This is a genomic window from Desulfoglaeba alkanexedens ALDC (genome assembly GCF_005377625.1).
Classification (GTDB): Bacteria; Desulfobacterota; Syntrophobacteria; order Syntrophobacterales; family DSM-9756; genus Desulfoglaeba; species Desulfoglaeba alkanexedens.
In genome coordinates this window covers 46,971-68,122 of the sequence record NZ_CP040098.1, presented here as the reverse complement: position 1 = coordinate 68,122, position 21,152 = coordinate 46,971, and the positions used below count along the sequence as shown (strand labels likewise).

Sequence of the window (21,152 nt, the reverse complement as noted above, 5' to 3'; positions counted from 1 at the left end):
CATCTGCAGTAGCGGCGCTCCCGCCGCGATCCATCAACGTAGAAAATAATAGACCCAAAATTTGATGCCAAATTCTATTTCCCCTCCCCTTGTGGGAGGGGATTAAGGGGAGGGGAATGTAACTGATTGACATACGTTAATTTTCTCACCCTCACCCCAACCCTCTCCCATCAAGGGAGAGGGGGATTTTTTGACCTTCGTCAACCTTCTCGCTTAAGGTCTCCACTTTAGAACGCTACCAAACTCTTAGCGGTTCAACTCCTTTTCCTGCGGAAACACCGGGAGGTACCGGTAGGAAAGGGATACGATCACGGCGCCGTAGCACAGCATGGCGACGCACGGGGCCCATTCGGCCCAGGTCGGAACATAGACCGCCCACTCATCGAAGGGCATCACCGGAATGGCGATGGCCTGAACCGTCATGACGAACCGGTTGATGCCGATACCCACGCAGTCCAGGAAGAAGGCCAGGAACAGCAGATGGTTGTTTTCGCGCGCCTTGGGGGTGAGCAGGATGACGGCCGGGATGACACCGCAGATCCCGAGTTCCGCGAAGAGGAGCCACATGCCGTAGGGCGCCCGGTAGAAGTCGGTGAGTTTCTGTCCGAAGCTTGGCGCGGTGTCCAAGGCCCAGTAAAGGGTGTCCATGCCCTTGAAGATCAGGTACGCGAGGAGCAGGCCCCCCTGGATCTTAGCGATCATAAGATACACGTTATGATCGACCAGGCGCTTTCGGGTCGCCTTTTCGATGAGGCGGCAGACGAGCGCCGTGAAGGCCGGGCCGCTCGCCATGGCCGACAGCGTGAACAAAAAGAACGTCCAGGGCCAGATGAAGAAGCCCGTCCGGTAGGCGAAGGGGCGGCCGAACATGACGCCCGGCACACCGCCCAGAGATCCTTGATGGAAGAAGCTCAAAAACGTGCCCGTGAGGGCGAAGAGGGCCATGAGTTCATGGAGGCTGTGGCCGAAAACGTGAAGGGGCTTCACCTGGTCGAGCTTGCGGTTTTCCAGGATGATCGGCGTGAACTCGATCACCAGCACGATGGCGTAGCAGGTGATACAGAAGATCACTTCGGTGAGCATGGAATGGACGTTGGCGTGCCAATAGCCGAACCAGCCGCGGAGCGGCTGGCCGATCTCCAGCAGGAGCACCAGCAGAGCGCCCGTGTAACAGCAGAACCCGATTATCACCGCCAGATTGATGATCTTGCCCAGTTCTTTGAGCTGCGGGAAGAAGCGCGAGATGCCGTAATACATGAAGCCGGAAAAGAACGCCCCGGCGCCCAGAGCGATGATGGCCAGGTCCACGGTGATGTATAAGCCGAAACCGAAATAATTGTTCAACCCGGTCACGTTCAGGCCCTTGAGAAGCACGGTCAGACCGGCGTAAACGCCCCAGCCGATTACGGCAAGGAGCGCCAGCAACCAGAGAGCGAAGATCGGAAACGGACAACGCTTCAATCCATCGGGAATCAGTGCCTTATCCATCAGTCACTCCTCAGTGCCTCGGTTCTCGTCGCGGGTTGAGCTCACAGCCCGTTGTCGGACTGCTTGTGCACCCATGCATGCCTGCTCAGATAGATCACCTTGGGTTCCGTGTGAAGCTTGGCAAGAAGCCGGAAGGCCCGGGAGTCCTTGCTGAGCTCCGCCACCTCGCTGTGCGGGTCCTTGAGGTTCCCGAAGACGATGGCGCCGGTCGGGCACGCTTCGGCGCAGGCGGGCGTGTAGAGGACGGTGTCCGGATCTTCTCCGGCCGCACGGGCGGCATCCCGGGCGCGGTAGTAGCGATGGTGACAAAAGGTGCACTTTTCCACCACCCCGCGCATCCTGGGGCTCACCTCCGGGTTCAACATGGCCTCCATGGTTTCCGGCCACTTGGGATCCCACCAGTTGAAGCTTCGGGCGTGATACGGGCAGGCCACCATGCAGTAGCGGCAACCGATGCAGCGCACAGGGATGTGGTTTACGAATCCGGTGGTTTCGTCGCGCTTGGTGGCGTTCACCGGGCATACGAAGGTGCAGGGGGCATCATGACCCGAATCGCAGTGCATGCAGGGCCGCGGAAGGTACGCCACCCGGTGGTCGGGGTAGTCCTGCCCGTTTTCCAACCGGTAGAGCGTCATCCACGATATAGTGCGCAGCTTGTTGCTCTCGTCCGGCCGGAAGGCGATGTTGTTTTCCTGCTGGCAGGCCACGGTGCAGGCGCCGCATCCCGTGCACTTGTCCAGGTCGATGACCATGCCGAAACGCACCGCACTTTCAGGATGTTCCGAATGTCCGTTTCCGCTCATAGGTAACCCTCGTTTAGGCCCTTCGGAGTTGGGCGCGGGTGGCCCAAACCGTTCCCAGACCCGTTATGGGATCCATCTGCACTTCGACGAGACCGCCGGCGTTGGTCCCCTTGCCCTGGATGTATTCGTCATAAGCCGTGTGTCCCAGCCCCCGCACCATGGCAATCGTTTCGGGGCGGACGGCCGGGTTCAGGTGGACGCGCACGGCGGCTTCGCCTCGAGGCGTCCGGATAAGCGCCCGGCCGCCTTCGGTCAGGCCGACCGTCGCCGCGGTCCTGGGATGGACCTGGGCGAATAGATCGTTTCCCAGGAGCAAGTCGTCGGGGAGGAGCTTGTTCATGAACGGAGGGTTGGCGTAGAACCCGTCGCTCAAGGCCGGTTCCGAATATACCATGAGAAGCAGCGGGAATTCGCCGGGATCCCCCGAAGGCTGAAGGGGAGCGAATTGGGGCATAAGGAACCGGTCTTCGGGTATGGGAGGAAGCACTTCGGCCAGTCTCTGGCAAGCGAACTCGTATTGGCCTGAAGCCGTCTGGAGAAGTTCCATCGGGTCGGCGGGAGCGTCGTACCAGCAGTAGCCCTGCTGCAGCTGGTTCCAGAGGTCCCGGGCGTCCTTGAAGTTGGTCTTCACCGGCGCACCCGCCTCCAGCCTTCCCGGCTGAACCGTGGCATCTTTCGCCACCGCGCCTCTGTAGGCGGCGGCAAGCCCCTGCACCCTTTCCCGCAGGAACGACTCGTAGCTTTCCCACGGAAGCCCTTCGGCAACCGTCCCGCCGAGGAACCGGGCGAGGGTGAGCAGCACGTCGCCGGTATGCCGCGTGTTGTACCGCGGCGGAAGAACCGGTGCGGCGAGCGCATAGTAGGCGAAGGGGGCACCGGGCACGCCGATCACGTCGTCCAGCCGCTCGAATACCGCATGATTGGGAAGAACCAGGTCAGCCATGACGGCGGTTTCATCCATGAAGGACGAGAAAGATACCACGAGGCCCGCCTTGGCCGCCGCGTCGGCAAACAGGTGGTTTTCGGAAAGCGCGTACGCCGGGTTCGCTTCATGCACCAGCAGCACCTCGACGGGATAGGCTGGTTCTCGAGCCATGACGTCCAGGAAGGCGTGGAAGGCGTTCGCGCTTAAAGGAGGCGGCTGGGGCGCAGTGCGGTCGAGCCGGTCCCGGGACAGGCCGTGGGAGGCGTACGCGTCGAGCACCGGCTGCGGGAGGGCTCCCAGCGGCGGTTCCGGCATCAGACCCACCAGGCCGCCTCGCTTGAAGTTCCCCTTCAAGGCGTTCAGAGCGAGAAACGCCAGGTCGTGGTACACGTTGTTCGGGGTGGCACCCGCATCCTGGCCCCAGACCGCCACGGCCCGTTCCTGCCGTGCGAATTCCCGGGCCAGTTCTTCGATGCGCTGAGGATCCACACCGGTGATCCCCGAAACCTCGGCCGGCTTGTAGGCCGCAAGCACAAAATTCTTGAATCCCTGCCGTTTCGTCCCCCAGGCGTCGAACCAGTCTTCGAAACCGAAGGCGGATGCGGCCGCAAAGTCAAGGTCGTAAAGCTTTTCGCGTACCATCACATGGGCGATTCCCAGGGCGAGGGCCGCTTCGGTGCCTGGATTGACGGGGATCCAACGATCGGCCTTGGAAGCCGTGATCGAACCTCGCGGCTCCACCTGCACGAGAACCACCGGGGGCTTCCCAGGCCGCTGCTCGCGCCAGGACCCGTAGATCGATTGCATGTGCCCGCAGGACCCCCAACCCTCCAGCAGGCCGGCCCCGAAACTCAAGACGTAGTCCGCTCGTTCCAAGGCAAAGGCGATGTCCGCCGGGCGGCCCAGAGCCAGCGAGGCCGCCACGGCCTTGCTGTCGGCTTCAGATGGCATGGTGAAAAGATTGGGGGAACCGTAAGACGTCAAAAACTGCCGCCACAAAGGCAGCATGCTGCTGCGGGAATCCCCGGTCACGGCGGCGACGGAATGAGGAGTCCCCTTGGATCGAAGCGCGCCCAGACGCGTGGAAAGTTCCTTCATCGCATCGTCCCAGCTGATCGGCTGGAACCCGCCCAGGTCACCGCGCGATGCGGTCTGCTTGAGCGGCTGTTGCACCCGGTACGGGGCGTACAAGAGCTGCAGTCCGGCCGCGCCCAGAGGGCAAAGGCCGCCGCGGTTCACTGGGTGCTTCGGGTTTCCCTTGATATAGACGGCCCTGCGGCCGTTCACCAGCCGGACCCGGATCCCGCAACCGCCGTCGCACAACCGGCACACGGTCGCCTTCTCCGTCAGGTCGCCGGGTTCAGGTGAAGGTCTCCATGACCAGTTCTGTGTCCAGATGGCTGAGTCGTCGGCCAACTTCCAGGGTATGGGAGTCAGGAGCGTCCCGCCTACCGCTCCGGCCGCAAACTGCAAAAATGCTCTTCGCCCTAGACTCATCGCCCTTCCCTCTCGTTGGATCGTTCAAAGCCTCATCAATCGTGAGGTGTGTGACCCGTCTCAAGCGAATGCCGATCCCTCCTACTTGTGACACACCTGGCACGCGTTGCTGGCTCCCCGTTCCGCATGGCACTTTTCGCATTCCACCATCTTCATTGTGGACTTGCTGTATCCCGTGAGCCGATTTTCCTTGTATACCGGCAGCGTCTCGTCTTTCATGACGTCCCGGTGGCACCGGACACATTCCATGCCTTCCTTGTGAGCGGCATGGGAAAAATAGACGTTGTCCGGCTGCCGCGCGTAAACCAGCCAGGGGATCTCCCGGCCCTGCTCGATGTATTCTTCCACCAGGATCCGCTCATCCTCGCTTTCCGTCATCGGCGCCTCATGACACTGGATGCAGTTGTCGATCCCGGGGATGCCCGAATAGGTGCCGTCGTCCCGCGTGTAATGGCAGTCTTCACAGGTCTGGTCCGTGTGGCTGGAATGACGGAAATTCAAGGGTTGTGTTTTTTTCGAATGCAACAGGCTCGGAAAGACCCCCCAGCCCAGGCCCAGCGCAAGGACAAGTCCCGCCAGAAAGGAGATCACCCCCATGCCCTTACCGGATGCGCCTTTTTTCACGTCTTCCATGAGTCTGCCTCAATCCGATGCGGTTGTCGAAAAAAGTGAGGATCGTAGCCGCCGCGGGCTATGCCGCTATGTGGTAATGTTCTGCATCCCCTGGAAATTAAGCAATTTTTCACAAACGCCTCCCTTTTAAACGGTCCCTTTTGCCGTTGTCAAGGGAAAAGCAGGGCGCAGGACGCGGTGAAATCAAGGGGGAAGGCGCGGGGCGCAAGGCTTTGACGCCGCCCTGATCCCCATCTGGGGCAGGGGGCTCCGGCGGCCCCCGTTCCCGCTTCCATGAGGGTCCGCCGGCGCCCCTTCGCTCGCTCAGTAGGCTTCTTCGTAGGCGAGATCGGCTTCCGTCACCTTATGCCGGAACAGGCGGTAGGTCCAGACCTGGTAGGCGATCGCGAGGGGAACGAAAATCAGGGCGACGCCCAGCATGATCTTGAGGGTGAGGGTACTGGATGCTGAGTTGTAGATGGTCATGCTGTAGGTGGGGTTCAGGGTGGAAGGGATCAGGTTCGGGTAGAGGCCGGCGAGGCCGAAAAAGGTGGCTCCAACGATGGTCGTTGCGGAAGCGAACCACGCCTTCCACCACGCGCCTTTTCCCACAAAGTATCGGACGGCCAGGAGCGAGGCCACCGTGGCCGCCGGGATCACCACGATGGGGATCGAAAAGAGCAGGGGATTCTTGATGTAGTTCATGTAAAGCCGCGTTGCGAACCAGGTGGCGACGAAAAAACCCGCCGCCACCACCGCGAGCACCGCCCAGAGGGTCTTGGCGAAGCGGGCCGCCCGCTGGTGCAGCTTGCCTTCGGTCTTTACCGCCAGCCAGACGCATCCGTGGACCAGGAACAGGCAAAGGAAGAGCAGCCCGCCCAGCAGGCCGTAGGGATTCAGGAGCGTGAAGAGAGTCCCGCGGTAAACCCCCTCACCGTCGATGGGAATCCCCTGGAAAAGGTTGGCGAAAGCAACACCGAACAGAAAGGCCGGGAGGAAGCTTCCCACGACAAGGCACCCGTCCCAGAAACGGCGCCAGGCCGGGCTTTCGATCTTCCCTCGGAACTCAAAGGCCACGCCGCGAAAAATCAGGGCGAACAGGATCAGCATGAGCGCCGAGTAGAGGCCGCTGAACATGACGGCATAGGTATGGGGGAAGGCGGCGAACGTGACGCCTCCCGCCGCGATGAGCCAGACTTCGTTGCCGTCCCAGAACGGTCCGGCCGCGTTGTAGACGATGCGTCTTTCCGTGTCGTTTCGAGCGATGACGGGCATGAGGGTTCCCAGACCCAGGTCGAAGCCGTCCAGCATGAAATAGACGGCCCAAAGCACCCCCCACAGGACGAACCAGATGGACTCCAGCATGGTGTTTTCCTCCTTCTTTCAGGATTCCACGGCCGACGGTTCCGGTCCGCGGCGCGCGTGCCGGCCGATGAGGTAGAACGCGGCGGCTCCCAGCAGGGAATAGACCAGGACGAACGCCGCCAGGGACACGGCGACCTGTTGAGCGGCGATGGGCGAAACGGCGTCGGACGTTTTCATCACCCCGTAAACCACCCAGGGCTGTCGTCCCACTTCGGCCACCACCCAGCCCGCCTGGGCCGCCAGATAGGGGAGCGGCAGGGCGAACATGAGGACCTTCAGGAGCCTCGGGCTTTCCAGCAGCCGATTTCGCCGCAGCCAGGCCCAGAAGGCCAGGAGCGGGAAAAGAAACCCCAGGGCGATCATGGTTCGGAAGGCGAAAAAGGTGAGGGTCACCGGGGGCCGTTCGTCCGGGGGAAACGCCTTCAGGCCCTTCACTTCGGCGTCGGGCGAATGGTAGGCGAGGAGGCTCAGCAGGTTCGGTATGGCTCCGATTTCAACCCGGTTTCTTTCACCGGCTTCGTCGGGGAGGCTGAAGAGAAACTGAGGCGCCCCCGAACGGGTTTCCCAGAGCGATTCCATGGCCGCCAGCTTGGCGGGCTGCACCTTGGCCACTTCACTGCCGTGGAGGTGGCCCTGAATCACCACGGCGACGGAAAAGATGAGGGAAAAGGCCGCCGCCATGCGAAACGACCGGGTGAAAAAGGCCACGTGCCGCCGCCTCAACAGATGGTAGGCGCTCACCGCCATCACGAAGAAGCCGGAAAGGATATAGGCGGCGCCCACCGTGTGGACGATGGTGTGCCAGGCGAAGGGCTGAGTCACCACCGCCATGAAATCGGTGAGTTCGGCTCGGCCGTTCCGGATGGTGTAGCCCACAGGATGCTGCATCCAGGCGTTGGCCATGAGGATCCAAACGGCGGACAAGTTGCCGGCCAGCGCCACCAGCCAGATGGTGACCGCATGGGCCTTGGCGCTCAGGCGGTTCCATCCCAGCGCCCAGACGGCGACGAAGGTGGATTCGAGGAAAAACGCGGCGGTGGCTTCGATGGCGAGCAGCGACCCGAAAATATCGCCCACGTAGCGCGAATACCGCGCCCAGTTGGTGCCGAACTGGAATTCCAGGGTGATTCCCGTCACCACGCCGATGGCGAAGTTGATGAGAAAGATCCTACCCCAGAACTTGGCCATCTTCAGGTACTGCTCATCGCCGGTGCGGACGTAGCGGGTTTCCATGACGGCGATGAGGACGGACAGTCCCAGAGTCAGGGGGACAAAGAGGAAATGAAAGAAGGTGGCTGCAGCGAACTGCAGCCTGGATAGCATCAAGACGTCCATGATTGCCACTCCATGATCATGGGTCCAGGGTCAGTCGTTTGAAGATCCCGACCCGCCTTCACTCACTCATGCCTTTACTCACGCACTCGCTCACTCGGGGACTCGCGCCTTCACCGCGCTCCCGATCTTGCGGCCCAAGGCCGTACACCGGGCCAGGCCTTCGGCGCCGGGCACGTACTTGAGGCTCAGTCCCGGGTCCACCCGTTCGACCTTCATGGCCTCGAGTTCCCCGTTGATGAGCTTCACCGCCTCGCCGCTCCAGCCGTAGGAACCGAAGGCGGCTCCGATCTTTCCCGACGGCTTGAGGCCCTTCAGGTAACACAGCATGTCGGCGAGGGTGGGCACAAGGCCGTTGTTGAGGGTGGGGGAGCCGAAAACGAGGGCTTCGGCGTCGAGGATTTCCGTCATCACGTCGCTTCGGTGGTTGTGCTTCAGGCTCATGAGCTTGTACGACACCCCTTCCTGCTCCAGCCCTTCCCCCACGGCGTGGGCCATCCTTTCGGTACTGTGCCACATGGTGTCATAGACGACCACCGCCTTCCTCTTGGCTTCCTGGCGGCTCCACCGGCCGTAGGCGTCCAAGATGGCGGACGGGTTTCCACGCCAGATGAGGCCGTGATCGGGAGCGATGGTGTCGATTTCGAGCTTCATGTCGGCGACGGTCGCGAGCAGTTTCTGGACCAGGGGGGAATAGAGCAGCAGGATGTTGGCGTAATACTTGGCTGCATGATGCATCAGTTCGGAACGCTCCACCTGGTCGTCGAAGCGCTCACTGGTGGCCCAGTGTTGCCCGAACGCGTCGCTTGAGATGAGCAGGCGGTCTTCGGCCAAGTAGGAAAACATGCTGTCCGGCCAGTGGAGCATGCGGGTTTCCAGGAAGTGCACCGTCTTCGTTCCGAGACGCAACGTGTCTCCCGATCGAACCACCTGGAGCGGCCATCCGTCCTGGTGGAAGTGCTCCCCCAGGGCCTTCTCACCCATGGAGGAACAGAACACCTTTTCGGGGCCGACCGCCGCGATCGTTTCGGGAATGGATCCGGAATGATCCATTTCCACGTGGTTCACGACCAAGTAGTCGATCTTCGAAGGGTCCACGATCTTGCGGATATTTTCGAGCATAGTTTCGAAAAAGGGGCGTTTCACGGTGTCGAAAAGGGCGATCTTTTCGTCCACTACCAAGTAGGCGTTGTAGGTCGACCCCTTGTAAGTGGAATACCCGTGAAAATCCCGGATGTTCCAATCGACCGCCCCCACCCAGTAAACCTTCGGCTTGACTTCAACAGGTAGCATCAATCACTCACCTCCCTGAGAAAGGCTAGACATCAGACATCAGACATCAGACATCAGACATCAGACATCAGACATCAGACATCAGACATCAGACATCAGACATCAGACATCAGACATCAGACATCAGACATCAGACATCAGACATCAGACATCAGACATTAGACTATAGACTATAGACATTAGACTTTAGTACCTTGTTCCGAGATCTTCTGTCACAAAAAACAAGAAAATCTCTTGGTAGCGTACAGAATAATAGACCTAATATTTGATGCCAAACTCTATTTCCCCTCCCCTTGTGGGAGGGGATTGAGGGGAGGGGGGAGATTGGTTGCGGCCATCTGCCGGCTCCTACAGGGCATGACTCGCTACTTACGTAAATCCGGCTGGTCGGCGCCATGGTGCGTGCGTCCTTTCATCGGCTGTTCTGAGAGCGCTTTCGATTTCCGGCTGTCAGGGTCGCGGCGTGAACCGGGCCGCCGGCGCAACGGGGGCGGCGGCGGCTGGTCGGTTCGGAACCGTAGCTACCAGTTTTCACCCAGCAATTCGAAATAGGACTGAGGGTGCGCGCAGGAGGGACAGGTCTTGGGCGCCTCGGGTCCCTCGTGTAGATACCCGCAGTTGATGCAGCGCCACACCACCGGGGCCTCCCGCCGAAACACCCGGTTCTTTTCGATGTTCTCCGCCAGTTCGCGGTATCGCTTTTCGTGCTGCTTTTCGGCCACGGACACATTCAGGAACAGCTGAGCGATGGCCTCGAAACCCTCTTCGCGCGCCACCCGGGCGTAACCGGGATACATTTCCGTGTGCTCGTAACGTTCACCGGCGGCGGCCGCCTTGAGGTTTTCCAGAGTGGAACCCACGACCCCCGCGGGGAACTTCCAGTCGATTTCCACCTCACCGCCCTCAAGGAAACTGAAGAAACGCTTGGCGTGTTCCTTTTCCTGGTTGGCGGTTTCTTCGAAAATCTGCGCGATCTGTATAAACCCGTCTTTTCGCGCCTGGGAAGCGAAGTAGGTGTAGCGGTTGCGGGCCTGGGATTCCCCGGCGAAGGCCGTCAACAGGTTCTTTTCCGTGCGTGTTCCCTTGAGCTGTCTCATGAATGCCTCCTTCTCGTTTGGACGTGAACTCAGTTTGAACGCCGTCCGTTTCCGCCGGAATCCTCGCCGCCCAGGCATGCGGGGCAGATCCCGACAAATTCCAGCAGGAATCCGAACACTTCGTAGCCCTGTGTTTCCGCGAGTGCTTCCATGGCCTCCAGCGGCCTTTTGAGCGGCGCATCCTCCAGCCGCCCGCACCGCAAGCACCTCAAGTGATGATGTGCAGACGGATTCCCGTCGTACCGCTTTTGGCTGGCCCCGGATTCGATCTTCTGAATCATTCCTTCCTGAGCCAGGATTTCAAGGTTTCGATACACGGTGCCCAGGCTGACTCTGGGCAGAACACGCCGCACCCTTTCGTAGACTTCGTCCGCCGTGGGGTGACCGTGGATCTGTCGCACGGCTTCGAGGATCGTGGTTCGCTGAGGGGTCATTCGAATCGGTCTTTTGTGCCTCAAAGCAAAGCCTCCCATGATAATAACGATTACTAATTAAAACTTAGAGGGACCCCTGTCAAGTCCGCCGGTACTCTCGTTTTGCCCAAGGACCGCCGGAGAGGTTCTTCCCGGCGGCCGTGACGATTGCGAAGGTTCTGACGGGAAGGGCCGGCAGCGGTGCTCTTTCCGGGGAGCGTCCAAAGGACCATAGAGGCTGTCTGAGAATACCCTTGATCCTTCTGGGAAGGGAGTTGGTTCATCGCGGCGAGGGCGTCGCTCCTACAGGACCGCGGTTGCTTTTGTAGGAGCCGGCTCGCAGGCGATCCCGATCGCGGCCAGGGCGCCGCTCCCACAATGGGGCACATGTAGGAGGCCCGCCCTCGGGCCGATGGGGTGGAGCATTGGGGTTCCCCTCGTTCCCAAGCTCCAGCTTGGGAACAAGCTGGAAAGTCTAAAGTCTAAAGTCTGATGTCTGATCTCTGCCTTCACGGGTCGCCCAGGTAGCTTCGGACCTGGCCGGCGATGGTGGCGGAAACGGAATCGGGAACCCGGTCGGCGATATAGCGCAAGGCTTCGCGGACCTTTTCCTTCAGCGGGGGCCTCAGCCGGTTCACCTGCTGAAAGGTGTTGAGCAGGCGGCTCGCCACCGTGCTGTTCACCGGGGCGAGTTCCACGACCCGGTCGGCGATCCACTGGATGCCTTCGTCGGTCCAGACCTTTCGGGTGTTTGCCGCCATGGTGACGAAAAGCGCCCGGCTCCAGGTGGGCTGCGTGATGTCAAACGACGGGCGGTTCTTTTCCTTTTCAATCATTTCGAAGACGTCGTCGCAGGAACCGCCGGCCACCACTTTCAGGTAGTTGGCGTAGCCGGAAAGGTGACCGTGCCAGTCCCGGTAGACCTGTTCCAGGATTTCTCGGCGCTGCGGAGCGGAGGAGCGGTTGAGCGCCGAAAGAGCGGCGACGCGGTCGGTGGCGTTGGCGGCGCTGCGGAAGTGGTCAAGGATGATCCGGTGGGACGCTTCGCTGTCATCCACCGCGATGAGGTCCAGCAGGACGCTCTTGAGGAGGCGTTCTTCGATCCCGTCGCGGGGGGTGGTCGGCTGGCGGCGGGTGTCGATGGCTTGGAAGTGCGCCACCAGGTCCTCCCGGTACCGGCGGTTGACTTCCTTCATGAGCCGGTCTCTGGCGGCCACGAGTTCCGGGTACCAGGCGGCGTATTTGCGGTCCAAGGGCTGTTCGTCGATACGCAGGAAATAGGCCCGGAGGCTGCTCGGGAGGTCCGGTTCGTCGAGGAGGCGGCCGTAGAGGTCCAGCCATGCGCCGTCGATTTCGGCATCCGGGTCCAGCAGCAGCCGAACCCGTTCCCGGTCGGTCAGAAGGCGGAAGGCTTCCACTCGGTTGAAGGGGTCCGGATCCTTGAGGACCTGTGCTCGGCGTTCTTCCGGCGTGGCGTTCACGTGGTGGAAGGTGCCGTAAAAGGACGCTCCGCGGTTCATGGAGGCGAAAGCGGGGCGTTCCCGCAGGTTGTCCACCACCCAGCGCGCCTCGGTGCCGTCGCATTCAAAAATTCCGGCCGTTCCGGGGATGTCCCGCCCGTCTTCGGCCACCAGAGCCAGGGCGATGGGTAGGGGAAACGGTTCCTGCGCCTCGCCCTCCGGATCCTGGCGGAAGATCGCTTCGAACCGGCCGCGGGCCGGGTCGAAGGAGGTTTCCGCTCTGACCGCCGGGTAGCCGATACGGTACAGCCACTGCCGCTTGAACCGATCGAGGGACCTGGAGGACACTTCTTCGAAGCACGCGAAGAACTGATCCGTATTGGCGTTCCCATGCCGGTAGCGTGAGAAGTAGATGTCCTTGCCCCTGCGGAAGACGTCTTCGCCGAGGAGCAACCGAAGCATGCGGATCACCTCCGCAGCCTTCACGTAGGTGACGGCGTCCACCAGTTCGTCCGGGTCGTTGAAGCCTTCGCGGACGATGCGCCCCGCATGGCCGCCGTCCTCGATGGCCAGAGGTCCCAAGAGGGGGTTGCGGATGCTGTCCACCTGCTGCAGCCGGATGAAGGCGGGGTCGAAACGGTCGGCCATGTAGCGGCGTTCCACGTCCACCGTGAAGGCTTCGTTGAGCCACATGTCGAAGGGGGTTTCCATGGTGGTTTCGCTGCCGCACTGGTTGTGTTCGAATTCGTGGACGATCACGGCGTGGGCGTAGAGGATGTGGCTGTCCAGGCTGTGTTCGTCGATGAGGGCTGCGTCGGTCACGATGGTGGTGTTGCCCACGTTTTCCATGCCCCCGAAATTGGACTTGTTCATGCAAATGGTCCGGTAGGTTTCGCCGGAGTAGGTGTAGCCTTGGGTTTCGCGCACCCAGAGGACGGCGTCCTTGAGGATTTCCATGGGGATGCGGGCCTGTTCGGCCCGTCCCGGCGGAACCAGGTATTCCAGGCGGACCGTCCGCCCGTCGGGGTAGGTCACCCGGTCTTCCAGCGTGTCCCAGGTTCCCGCGCAGGCGATGAAAAGATACGGGGCCATGGGGACGGGGTTTTCGTAGGTGATCACCTGCCGGCCGGGATCGCCCGGCTTGAGGACAGACCGGCCTTCGGGGTTGTGGCGGCGGCTGATGTTTCCGTTGCTGATGAGGTGCGTGTAGCGGGCGTCACCTTCGAGGGTGGTGGTCAGGGTGCACTTGGCGCGGCAGTCGTCGAGGATGGGGGCAATGCGCTGAAACCCCCACTGCTGGCACTGGGACATGTACTGCTGAGGAGCTCCCTCGGGTGTGGTGTCCCGGTAGATGCCTTCCAGGATGTGTTCGGACGGCCGGCAAGTGGTCCGGGTGCGGATGCGGAAGGGGTCACCGGGTTCCAGCCGGCGGGGCAGGAATACCCGCAGCTTGTTTTCGACTGAGCGGACCTCATGGTCGAGGGGCCTTTCGGCGCCCGGTTCGTCGTCGGTTCCCCCCTCGATCCATGCCACCTCGTGGATTTCCAGGTCCCGGGCGTCGAGATCCAGGGCTTGAAGCGAGGTGGACGCCTTCAAGCGCAAGGTGTTCGTCACCTCCACCCGATCTTCGAAAAAGCTGATGTAGAGCCTCAAATGTTCCAGCCGAACCGGAAGGTCGCCGAAATCTTCCCTCAGGAACTTGAATCGCCTCCGTTGCATGATGGATCTCTCCTTTTCAAGCCGCTGCCGATGCAGCGGAACGTGTCCTCACAGGGCACCCGACGTCAAAATTCAGACTACTCAAAAGCGTGGAAAATCTCCAGTGCCATCGCGAACTCTGATCATTCAGAGCCAAAGCGACCGCCCCGGTGTTGCGTTATCGGTAGGAGCGGGCTTGCCCTCGACCCGTAAAACCGGCAATGCCGCGTTGATCCTGATCACCTTTGTTATAGATTTTGTAGCGGGTTCGCATGGGTCACGGCCTTATGGGAAACGAAGCTGGAGCTTCTGCACCGTTGTGTTCCCAAGCTGGAGCTTGGGAACAAGGTGGAAGGTTAACGAAGATCAAAAAATCCCCCTCTCCCCCGTCCCCTTAGTCGCATCCCACAAGGGGAAGGGAATTAGAATTTGGTATCAAATATTACGTCTATTATTTTCTACACTACCAAGGTCTTGCCGTTTTCCGGCAGAAACGTATGCTCGGACAATGTCCGAGGTTTCCATTGACAGGTCGGTAAGGTTTCGGTACCGTCCGCTATATCGCATGTGGCATAACGGCGGCGGAACGAACCCGTTCGTTTGGGAGGCGAGGCTTTCGCCCGAGAGGATGTAAAGCGAGGTTCCCCAAGGGCCTCAACCCGGCCTGCGCCGTTTCGTTCCACGATCTCAGATCCCGAAACAGAAGGAGGTCTCGAAACCATGAAGGAAGAACGACGATGGATCGCGGTTCTGATTCTGGTTGCGTGCTGCTTGGCGGCCGGCGAAGGCCGGGCGGACCAGGCCGTGCTCCGGATGGCCACCACCACCAGTACCGACAACACAGGGCTGCTGGACGTTCTGGGGCTGCGGTTCAAGGCGGACACGGGCATCGAACTCCAATGGGTGGCCGTTGGTACGGGGAAGGCCTTGGAGCTGGGGAAGAACTGCGACGTGGACGTGCTTTTCGTCCATGCACCCGAGGCGGAAAGGAAATTCGTTCAGGACGGTTACGGAATCGACCGGCGGGAAGTCATGTACAATGACTTCGTGCTGATCGGCCCCGCCGCGGACCCCGCCGGGGTCAAAGGCCAGGGCGTGATCGAAGCCCTGAAGACCGTGGCCGAGCGCGGCGCCGTTTTCGTGAGCCGCGGCGACGCTTCGGGAACGCACAAGAAGGAGCTTTCACTCTGGGAGAAGGCGGGCGTCTCCGGAATCGACAAGGAAACCTGGTATGTTCAAACGGGGCAGGGGATGCTTCCGACGATCAACGTGGCCGCGGAGCGCCAGGGGTACACGCTGACGGACCGGGGCACGTTCATCAAGTACGAAGACCAGCACAAGGGGAATCCACCTCTGGTGATCATGGTGGAAGGCGATCCGGGCCTCTTCAACCAGTACAGCGTCATCAGCGTCAATCCTGAGCGCTGTCCGAAGGTGCGCCGAGACCTGGCGGCGGCCTTTTCGGACTGGGTGGTATCCGCACCGATCCAGGCGCTCATCGGGGATTTCAAGCTCATGGGAAAGCCGCTTTTTGTGCCCAACGCCAAGCCGTGAGCCGTTGAAACACCTTCTCAACCGCCCGTCCTTTTGCTATGAACGCTCATGGACTACATCCTGTCCGGCTTTTTTAAGGCACTGGAACTGCTGCTGACCGGCCATCCGGAGACCTTTTCCGCCGTGGGAACCACGCTTCGGGTTTCCACGGCGTCCATGATCGTCTCGCTCAGCATCGGGATGCCCCTGGGGTTTCTGCTGGGGTACTTCGATTTTCCCGCCAAAAAGGCGGTCCGCACGGTAGTGGATACCCTGCTTTCGCTGCCCACTGTGCTTATCGGCCTGCTGGTCTACGCGTTCATTTCCCGCCGGGGGCCCCTGGGGGAACTGGGACTCCTTTTCACCGAACCCGCTATCGTGATCGGCCAGACCATGCTGGCGCTCCCGGTGGTGGTGGCCCTCACCGCATCGGCGGTCGAAAGCCTCGACGAGCGGCTGGGTATCACCCTGCTTTCCCTTGGGGCCAACCGGAGGCAAATGCTTCTGACCAGCCTTTGGGAGGCGCGATTCGGAGTGCTGGCGGCGGCGGTGTCCGCCTACGGGCGGGTGATGACGGAGGTGGGCATTTCGATGATGGTGGGGGGGAATATCAAGTGGCACACGCGGACCATGACGACGGCCATCGCCCTGGAAACCGGCAAGGGTGAGTTCGCCATGGGGATAGCTCTGGGTCTGGTGCTCCTGTGGATCGCCTTCGCCGTGAACGCCTCGCTTTTCTTTCTTCGCAAGAGGTCCCGAAGATGACGGCGGAGGTCTACCGGCTGCGGAACGTCGAGCAATCCTACGGCGCTCGGACGGTGCTTCGGATCGATGCGCTTGACGTGCAGCGAGGGAGTATCGTGGGCTTTGTGGGGCCGAACGGGAGCGGCAAGAGCACCCTGCTCCGGCTCCTCACGTTCATGGAAAAACCTTCTTCCGGCGACCTTTTCTTCGAGGGATTGCCTGCCGCCCAGGTTTCGGAGGCCGTTCGACGCCGCGTTTCGCTCCTTCTTCAGGATCCGTATCTTCTGAAGCGCACCGTCTTCGACAACGTGGCCTACGGGCTCAAGGTGAGAAACGACCGCGCGGACCTTTCGAAGCGCGTGGGGGAAGCCCTGAACTGGGTGGGATTGTCCTTGGACGATTTCGGGCGCCGGCCCTGGTACGCGCTTTCGGGCGGAGAAGCGCAGCGGGTGGCCCTGGCTTCGCGCCTGATCCTTCGACCCGAGGTCCTGGCGCTGGACGAGCCCACTTCCAGCGTGGACGCGGCCAGTGCGGCGCTGATCCGTGAGGCCGCCGTCCGGGCGCGGAACCAGTGGGGCACGACCCTGCTCATCGCCAGTCACGACTGGGCATGGCTGGAAGACGTGGCGGATGGGGTGGCCCATCTTGTGGAGGGGCGCCTTGCCGGAGTTGGGATCACCAACGTGATCCCCGGCCCGTGGGAACGCGAAGGCGCCGAGGTTTGCGTCATGCGGCTGTCCGACGGGCAATCCATCCGCGTGGCCCCGCCGCCTCACTCCGGCGCCCTGGCTGTGCTGGATCCCCGCGCCGTTCGGATCGAGCGACGGCGCCCCGAAAGTGCCTTCGGAGAGAACTTCCTCGAAGCCCGCCTGATCAGCCTTCAGTTCCAGCGGAAAAGCCTCGAAGTGGTGGCCGGCCTCGACCTGGCCGGCTTTTCCCTCAAGGCCTGCCTGCCGGCCGCCGAAAACGACGACAGCGCCTTTCGGCCCGGCCGGACGGTCTGGATCGCCTTCGCTCCCCAAGCCGTCCGCTGGGTGTGAATCCCGCCGATCTTTCCGCCTCCGATTTTTGTGGCACGGAAATGGTTATATAGGGTAAGAAGCGACGCTCAGAAAGCGTCTGCGGCGGATAGATGCGCGATTTCCATTCAGGAGACGGAACAAGATGGTAGATTCCATGATTGTCCACATCACCAAGCGGCTGCGCCAGATGGCGCGTGAACTGGACAAGCGGTCCAAGTACATCCAGGAAAACTACAAGATCACCGTGCCGCAGCTGATCTGCCTGCGGGAAATTTATGAACACGGGCCGATCTCTCTGGGCGCCCTCACCAAGATCGTGAACCTCAACAACAGCACCGTAACGGGGATCGTCGACCGCCTGGAACGGCGGGACCTGGTGCGCCGCGTGCGAATCAGCAAGGACCGCCGCCAGATTCACGTGGAAATCACCGACAACGGGGTCGCGTTCATCGAGCAGGCGCCGAACCCGTTGCAGCAGGGGTTCGTCGAAGGCCTGCAGGCGCTCGAAAAGGAAGAAGTCGAAAGGATTCTCTGGGCCATCGAAAAACTGGTATCGCTGCTCGGCTGTGAGGACGCTCCGGACGAACTGCCCAGCGAAAAGCACGGAGCGGAAGTCCTGGCCTGATCGCGCCGCAGCAAATCAGTTTGGTGCAAACCTGTCGGGGGGTTGGCTCGGGTGTCGGGGCCGGCTTCGACGCGAGAGGGAGGTGAACGCAACTGATTGGGGCACGGCAAACGGGTGGATGCGATTCAGGACAGGCCTAGGATCGCCTTGAGTTCCAAGGCGTTTCTCACGGCGTGGGCTTCGAAGTCGTTGTCGAAGTAGACGAAGGTGTCGCGCGCCCAGGATCGGATCCGGGCGGCCCAGGTTTCCAGTTCGGCGCGGGTGTAGGGAGACCGATACAGTTCCCGGGAGCCGTGCAGGCGCAGGTAGACGAAATCCGCTGTCACCGCTTCGTGCAGCGGGTAGCGCCCGGCGGTGTCGGCGATACAGAAGGCGATGTTTCGTTCTTCCAGGAGTTGAAAGAACCGGTCTTCGATCCAGGAACGATGGCGGACTTCGACGGCGTGCCGGAGACCGGGGTCCAGCCGGTCCAGGAAATCGCGCACCAGCGCCTCGTCGAAATGGAGGCCTGGGGGCAGTTGAAACAGGACGGGCCCCGACTTTTCTCCAAGCATCGCAACGGATTCCCGGAACCGGGCGAGCGGCTCGTCCACGTCCTTCAGGCGCTTTATGTGCGTGATGAAACGGCTGGCCTTGACGGCCCAGAGAAAACCGTCGGGCGTTCGGTGCTTCCAGCCTTCGAAGGTGGACGGGCGTGGAAGGCGGTAGAAGGTGGCGTTGACTTCGACCGTGTCGAACCGGGAGCTGTAGTACTCCAGCCACCGGGCCTTGGGTTGGGACTCGGGGTAAAAGCGGCCTCTCCAGTGCGGGTAGTTCCAGCCGGAGGTGCCGATTCTCAGGTCGGGGCGGCTCATGGCTTCCTGCCGAAAAGTGGAAGGATCGTATTACGGACGGCCGTTTCCCATCTCCATTCGTTCCACAACGGCCGTGCGGGGAAGCAGGGTGCGCTGCACTTCCCACCCGGCGGACTTCGTCAGCAGAAGAACGCGAAACTGCTTGATGCCGCCCGCCGTAGCGCGCCGGCGATATGCGATCCGAGTCGCCCGCAGCCGATCACCACGATGTTGCCGCCCTCCGGAAGGAACCTGCGAAGACTCACGAGTCACCTCCCGCTTCCTTGGTCGGATCGTCCATGCTGATGCGCCGGTCTAAGCCCATGGAACAGTAACAAGAAACCTCAGGGCCCGACTTTCATGAGCTTGTTTTTGGACAAGCTCTTACCGGTCCGCCTTCACCGGCGGGCGGGATGGAAAGCCAACGCGAGAGAGCGCCTTCGAGAGCGGCGGCGTTTTCGAAAAGGATCGCGTGGAGGCCGATCCGGCGGGCCGCCTGGACGTTTTCGGGCGCATCGTCCACGAAGACCGCCCGGTCGGGGGCGACGGCCAGCCTGTCGAGGGTCTGGAGGTAGGCACGAGGGTCGGGTTTCGCGATGCCTTCGTCTCCGGAACAGAAAATGACGTGGAAGTGATGGTCGATCCGCCAGTCTGCGAGCCAGCGCAGAAGTCCCGGCGGGGAGTTGGAAAGCACCGCCAGGCGGCAGGCGTCTTTCAGCTTCCCGATGATCCGAATAACCTCCAGGTTCGGCCGTTCATCTTCGCGATAGCGCCGGCGGAAAGCTCGGATCGCTTCGGGGGAACGGAGGTTGAGTTTCGGCCCGACGGTCCGCCAGTAGTCGTCGAGGGAGATCTCTCCCACGAGCGTCCTGTTCCAGGCTTGGCATTCGAACATGACACGATTGATCGTTCCGGGCTCAAGCCCCAGGTCGTTTTCATAGGCGCGGAAAAGCGACGCCGGTTTCTGAGCGGAAATGACTCGTCCAAAATCGAATAGCACCGCCTGAATCATAAGGTTGCACCTCCCGGAGGTCGACGAATGGGCTCCAAGTGCTTAAACTGTGGGCAATTTGCTTCTCCAAGGTTCAAACGAGGGTACCACGATGACCTCACGCAGGGGAATCATCGCTCTCATGGGATCGGGCGAACTGACCTCCACCATGGTTGAAGTGCACAAGGAACTTCTCCGTGGGCTGGGCGGGAACCCGCAGGCCGTGTTCCTGGACACGCCGGCCGGTTTCCAATTGAATGCCGACGAGCTGGCCGAAAGGGCCGCGCACTACTTTCGAAAGCACGTCGGCCATCCTCTCCATACCGTTTCCTTCAAGTCGAAGGCAACAGCTGAACCGCATGAGAGGGAGCGGGTTTACCGGTCGTTGAGGGAAGCCGATTATATCCTCATTGGGCCGGGAAGCCCCACCTACGCGGTCAAGCAGTGGATGGGGACTCCCATCCCGGAGATTTTCCACCGGCGCCTGCAGGAAGGCGCCTGCCTTGTGGCGGCGAGCGCCGCAGCGCTGACCCTGGGCTGCCGGACGCTTCCCGTCTACGAAATCTACAAGGTGGGCGAACCCCCTCACTGGGTGGAAGGTCTGGACCTCCTCGGCCGTTTCGGCTTCCACATGGTCGTCGTCCCTCATTGGAATAATGCCGAAGGCGGCACGCACGACACGCGGTTCTGCTACATGGGGGAGCCTCGGTTTCGGGAACTGGAAAGGCAGCTGGATGCCGGTGTCACCATTCTCGGGTTGGACGAACACACGGCCTGCCTCATGGACCTTGAAACCCGGCGGGCGGAGGTTCGCGGGATCGGCCGGGTGACGGTCCGAAGCGGGGGCCGTGAGATTAGGTTAGATTCCGGGGAGGCGTTTCATTTGGACCTTCTGAGCGGCGTTCGGGGTGCGGAGCCCTGGAATCCCATGGCCCGCGTTTCAACGCAGCTCCTGGAGGCGCCTTCCGGGGCGGACGAGGGATCGTTCTGGGACCGGGTTCGGGCGATGGAGGCGCGTTTCGACGATGGAGCGGAACGGGGGGATGCGCGTCGGATGGTCGCGGTGATCCTTGACATGGACCGGCTTCTGTGGCAGGCGCAATCGGACCGGGAAAACCCGGAGCTGATATCCCAGGGGCGGGAACGCTACCGGGAGCTCATGGTGCGTTTCGGCGTCGTGGTGGAACGGCTCCCTCGAAGCAGGGTGGAGTGTCTTTCGCCGGTGGTCGAGGCGCTGCTGGAGCTTCGCGAAACGTATCGGTCTGAGAAGCGATGGTCCGAAGCGGACCGTATTCGAGACGCCTTGAACCGCGGCGGCGTCAGGGTGGAAGACACTCCGGAGGGGCCTCGGTGGGAACTGAATGAATCGGCTTCAGCGGGGGTTCGCGGGCCGGTGTGACGATAACGGGCGTTGTCTTTTG

The 21,152-nt window shown here is 61.5% G+C and carries 18 protein-coding genes; 5 read left to right on the top strand and 13 right to left on the bottom strand.

Translation table 11 applies throughout. From position 1 onward, the window contains the following. Positions 1–246: 246 nt before the first annotated feature. The 10 genes from qrcD to FDQ92_RS00290 all read right to left on the bottom strand — a co-directional run bounded on the left by qrcD (position 247) and on the right by FDQ92_RS00290 (position 14,004). Positions 247–1,488, bottom strand: a complete 1,242-nt coding sequence (gene qrcD, locus FDQ92_RS00335) for a menaquinone reductase integral membrane subunit QrcD (protein WP_137422757.1) — start codon at positions 1,486–1,488, stop codon at positions 247–249. Between the two features lie 41 nt (positions 1,489–1,529). Continuing rightward, positions 1,530–2,291, bottom strand: coding sequence for a menaquinone reductase iron-sulfur cluster-binding subunit QrcC (qrcC, locus tag FDQ92_RS00330; protein ID WP_137422756.1), 762 nt, complete (start codon positions 2,289–2,291; stop codon positions 1,530–1,532). Positions 2,292–2,304: 13 nt separating this feature from the next. Continuing rightward, positions 2,305–4,713, bottom strand: coding sequence for a molybdopterin-containing oxidoreductase family protein (locus FDQ92_RS00325; RefSeq protein WP_137422755.1), 2,409 nt, complete (start codon positions 4,711–4,713; stop codon positions 2,305–2,307). An 81-nt stretch (positions 4,714–4,794) separates the two neighbouring features. Further along, positions 4,795–5,346, bottom strand: coding sequence for a menaquinone reductase multiheme cytochrome c subunit QrcA (gene qrcA, locus FDQ92_RS00320; RefSeq protein ID WP_137422754.1), 552 nt, complete (start codon positions 5,344–5,346; stop codon positions 4,795–4,797). Positions 5,347–5,649: 303 nt separating this feature from the next. Then, on the bottom strand, positions 5,650–6,690 hold the full coding sequence (gene cydB / locus FDQ92_RS00315; protein ID WP_137422753.1) for a cytochrome d ubiquinol oxidase subunit II: 1,041 nt from the start codon (positions 6,688–6,690) through the stop codon (positions 5,650–5,652). An 18-nt stretch (positions 6,691–6,708) separates the two neighbouring features. After that, on the bottom strand, positions 6,709–8,025 hold the full coding sequence (locus FDQ92_RS00310) for a cytochrome ubiquinol oxidase subunit I (RefSeq protein WP_137422752.1): 1,317 nt from the start codon (positions 8,023–8,025) through the stop codon (positions 6,709–6,711). Between the two features lie 90 nt (positions 8,026–8,115). Then, positions 8,116–9,315: an FprA family A-type flavoprotein gene (locus FDQ92_RS00305; RefSeq protein ID WP_137425642.1), complete on the bottom strand. Its 1,200-nt coding sequence runs from the start codon at positions 9,313–9,315 to the stop codon at positions 8,116–8,118. 521 nt (positions 9,316–9,836) lie between these two features. Beyond that, complete coding sequence (gene rbr / locus FDQ92_RS00300) at positions 9,837–10,412, bottom strand: rubrerythrin (protein WP_137422751.1); 576 nt, start codon at positions 10,410–10,412, stop codon at positions 9,837–9,839. Between the two features lie 29 nt (positions 10,413–10,441). Continuing rightward, entirely contained in the window at positions 10,442–10,846 is a 405-nt protein-coding gene (locus tag FDQ92_RS00295; RefSeq protein WP_246041763.1) for a Fur family transcriptional regulator, read from the bottom strand. Positions 10,847–11,334: 488 nt separating this feature from the next. Then, positions 11,335–14,004: a DUF3458 domain-containing protein gene (locus FDQ92_RS00290; RefSeq protein WP_137422749.1), complete on the bottom strand. Its 2,670-nt coding sequence runs from the start codon at positions 14,002–14,004 to the stop codon at positions 11,335–11,337. A gap of 699 nt (positions 14,005–14,703) precedes the next feature. On the opposite strand from FDQ92_RS00290, the gene FDQ92_RS00285 reads away from it, so the two are divergent. The 4 genes from FDQ92_RS00285 to FDQ92_RS00270 all read left to right on the top strand — a co-directional run bounded on the left by FDQ92_RS00285 (position 14,704) and on the right by FDQ92_RS00270 (position 17,907). After that, a complete protein-coding gene (locus tag FDQ92_RS00285; protein WP_137422748.1) occupies positions 14,704–15,537 on the top strand; it encodes an ABC transporter substrate-binding protein in 834 nt (277 codons plus the stop codon). 48 nt (positions 15,538–15,585) lie between these two features. Then, complete coding sequence (locus FDQ92_RS00280) at positions 15,586–16,281, top strand: ABC transporter permease (RefSeq protein WP_137422747.1); 696 nt, start codon at positions 15,586–15,588, stop codon at positions 16,279–16,281. Further along, a complete protein-coding gene (locus tag FDQ92_RS00275; protein WP_137422746.1) occupies positions 16,278–17,300 on the top strand; it encodes an energy-coupling factor ABC transporter ATP-binding protein in 1,023 nt (340 codons plus the stop codon). The genes FDQ92_RS00280 and FDQ92_RS00275 overlap by 4 nt, the downstream gene beginning before the upstream one ends. A gap of 124 nt (positions 17,301–17,424) precedes the next feature. Next, complete coding sequence (locus FDQ92_RS00270) at positions 17,425–17,907, top strand: MarR family winged helix-turn-helix transcriptional regulator (RefSeq protein WP_137422745.1); 483 nt, start codon at positions 17,425–17,427, stop codon at positions 17,905–17,907. Between the two features lie 125 nt (positions 17,908–18,032). On the opposite strand, the gene FDQ92_RS00265 is transcribed toward FDQ92_RS00270, so the two are convergent. From FDQ92_RS00265 to FDQ92_RS00260, 3 genes are all read right to left on the bottom strand, one after another. Continuing rightward, on the bottom strand, positions 18,033–18,761 hold the full coding sequence (locus FDQ92_RS00265; protein ID WP_137422744.1) for a DUF72 domain-containing protein: 729 nt from the start codon (positions 18,759–18,761) through the stop codon (positions 18,033–18,035). 119 nt (positions 18,762–18,880) lie between these two features. After that, complete coding sequence (locus FDQ92_RS15830) at positions 18,881–19,006, bottom strand: hypothetical protein (protein WP_281276828.1); 126 nt, start codon at positions 19,004–19,006, stop codon at positions 18,881–18,883. Positions 19,007–19,098: 92 nt separating this feature from the next. Further along, positions 19,099–19,752: an HAD family hydrolase gene (locus FDQ92_RS00260; protein ID WP_137422743.1), complete on the bottom strand. Its 654-nt coding sequence runs from the start codon at positions 19,750–19,752 to the stop codon at positions 19,099–19,101. Positions 19,753–19,843: 91 nt separating this feature from the next. On the opposite strand from FDQ92_RS00260, the gene FDQ92_RS00255 reads away from it, so the two are divergent. After that, a complete protein-coding gene (locus FDQ92_RS00255; RefSeq protein ID WP_137422742.1) occupies positions 19,844–21,130 on the top strand; it encodes a CysS/YqeB C-terminal domain-containing protein in 1,287 nt (428 codons plus the stop codon). Positions 21,131–21,152 lie beyond the last annotated feature (22 nt).